The sequence below is a fragment of the Streptomyces sp. NRRL S-378 genome (genome assembly GCF_000720645.1).
In the GTDB taxonomy this organism is placed as follows: domain Bacteria; phylum Actinomycetota; class Actinomycetes; order Streptomycetales; family Streptomycetaceae; genus Streptomyces.
This window is the reverse complement of record NZ_JOBX01000158.1, coordinates 1-2,274: the sequence shown is the minus strand read 5'-3', so window position 1 is coordinate 2,274 and position 2,274 is coordinate 1. Positions and strand designations below refer to the sequence as shown.

2 protein-coding genes are annotated in these 2,274 nt (G+C 66.5%); one reads left to right on the top strand and one right to left on the bottom strand.

The window, feature by feature from the left end; translation table 11 throughout:
* Window positions 1-251: 251 nt before the first annotated feature.
* Complete coding sequence (locus IH80_RS46720) at window positions 252-416, top strand: hypothetical protein (protein ID WP_234432540.1); 165 nt, start codon at window positions 252-254, stop codon at window positions 414-416.
* Window positions 417-609: 193 nt separating this feature from the next.
* On the opposite strand, the gene IH80_RS0138215 is transcribed toward IH80_RS46720, so the two are convergent.
* The gene (locus tag IH80_RS0138215) at window positions 610-1,515 is read right to left on the bottom strand and encodes a LysR family transcriptional regulator (RefSeq protein WP_037882347.1); all 906 of its coding nucleotides are present in this window, start codon (window positions 1,513-1,515) and stop codon (window positions 610-612) included.
* Window positions 1,516-2,274: the final 759 nt, after the last annotated feature.

Below are 2,274 nucleotides of genomic sequence, written 5' to 3'. Positions count from 1 at the left end.
ACTTCCTCGCGATCGCCCGGAGCGGCATCTCCTCGGCCCTATGAAGCCGCCGGATCTCCGCCCAGTCCTCCACGCTGATCACCCATCCTCCCGGCCTGACTCAACGAGTCAGGCCCTCGATGGGGGTCAACTTTCATCCGACGCCAACGGTCCACTTTTCACCCGTCACCGACAGGAGCCGGGTCACGGTCGTTCGTGCCCCGGACTGGGACGGTCCTTGGCAGGCCGAGTTTCCCGGAACGATCGGTGCCATGGGTGCACCCGAACCCAATGAACATGCCCAGGCGCTCAGCGGCGACCTGGTGTACTGGGTGATCTTTGACGCGCCGCAGTACGACTGCGACGGGGACGGTCCCTATCGCGAGGCCCAGATCTGGGATCGGTACCTCAGGGCCGAGCCGGAGCCCGAGGCGTAGGGTTACCGCGCCTCATGTCCCGCTCGAATCGTCCGTCGAACTGGGTCGCTCACCTGGGCATTCGCCTGACGCGCGGGCGGCCTTCGTCTGATCATGTGCTCCGACCAAGGTGCACGTGGTCGACTGTTCCCACTCCAACCGAGTCGGCGGCGACGGAAGCAGTCGGTTGCCAGGCCTTTGCCGTTGGGCGTGGTCAGGGGGTGGGGTAGAGGAGACGGGCTGCCTCAAGGCTGGTGGAGGCGAAGGTGCGGCTTGCGGCGATATTGCGCGACTTGAGCCAGACAGGGGCCCAGTCCAGCCGTGGTCTGTCGATGAGCGGGACGTAGGTGATGTCGGGGCGGGCGTAGAACCGCGTGACCTGCGCGCCGGCGATAAGGGCGCCGGTTCCGGAGGCGACTACTTGTAGAGCCTCCAAGAACGTTTCCACTTCCGGTCCTGAGGCGATGGGCTTGCCTTCCGGTGTGCGGTCGGGCCAGCGGTCGGAGAGCCACTCTCCGGGCCGCACGCCGGCGACGCGCAGGAGCGCGACCTCCGCGAGGTCCTCCACGGTGACGCTTTCACGCCGGGCCAGGGCATGATCCGAAGGGAGCCCCAGCATTTGCGGTTCGGAGAGGATCACCGGTCCGACAACCAGGTCGGTGTCGGTGATGGGCAGGTGCAGGATCAGGACGTCCACGTCGTCCTCGCGGAGCCGCGCGAGGGCGTCGAAGAGCTGCACCTCACGGATGCGGGCGCGCCATCCGGGCTCGCGGTCGGGGAACATAAGGCCCGCTTGGTGGGCGATCTGGCCGGCGGCGGCACCGATGAACCCAACCCTGAGGACGCTGGTGGTCGCCCGGGTGCTGCTGATGGCGCGGGCGAGGGCGGCTTGGATCTGCTCGTACGCGGGATTGAGGTCACCATGGAGCTGGTGGCCGAGCGCGGTCAGATGGACGCTGCGGTTGGTGCGCTCGAACAATGGAGCACCGACACTGCGTTCGAGCTTCTTGATGAGCTGGCTGACCCTGCCGGTGGTCACACCCAGACGCTGCGCGGTGCGTCCGAAGTGCAGCTCCGCGGCCAGCACGAGGAATGCCTCCATTTCCAAGCGCTCGAGCACCGTTCCCCCTGTTGAGCCTGGCTAAAGACGGGTTCCAGTATCGCTTGTTGATCAGCGCGTTTTTGAGGGGCACCCTGGACAGGCGGCGTGGCCGGGTGCAGGGCGGCCGCCACGAGGCACCGTCGCGTACCTCGGCCGGCTCTTGCATGGCTCTGGCGTCCCTGAGGAGCAAGGGCTGGGCAGAAACTTCGCGTTATCCGGCATTGCGCGGCCGGCCGCTGCCCGGCAGCACGGTGCGACACGGGCGCACGGCTCGGGAACAACCAGTGGCCCGCCGTACCGGTGACGGGCAGCCGCAGGCCGTCGCACGTAACTGGGGTCGGATCGGCGTCGCCCGGGTGCACGGCATCGAAAGTGCCGTGCACAAGAGCGAGAGGGACTGCTGCGTCGCTACCCACTGCTCATGACCAGGGTCGCCGTATTCCGCGAGGCAGCGCCTGGCAGCGGCCGACTCTCGCGGAGCACAACTGGAAACCGCGCGACACCTTCCCGGGTAACCGGCAACGGGCGCCCGGCTTCCCACACGAGAGGCCACACGCCGGATGAGCCGGTCCGGCGCCGTTCGAAAGACGGACGTTTCATATTCAACAGGTGTGCCCACTGGGCATTTACGGGGGTAGGGAAGTGAACGACACATCGGGTCTGGAAGTCCTAGGCCTAACAGCTCGTTTCACAATGAGGGTGACGAGGAGTTTGCTGTCGAGCTCGACCTCGTCCGTAAGATCGCTCCATGCCTGCTGACAAACGTGTAACTCGGTC

Excerpts from the sequence above, each read along its gene's own strand:
- IH80_RS46720 (WP_234432540.1), top strand. The coding sequence starts at position 252 with ATGGGTGCACCCGAACCCAATGAACATGCCCAGGCGCTCAGCGGCGAC.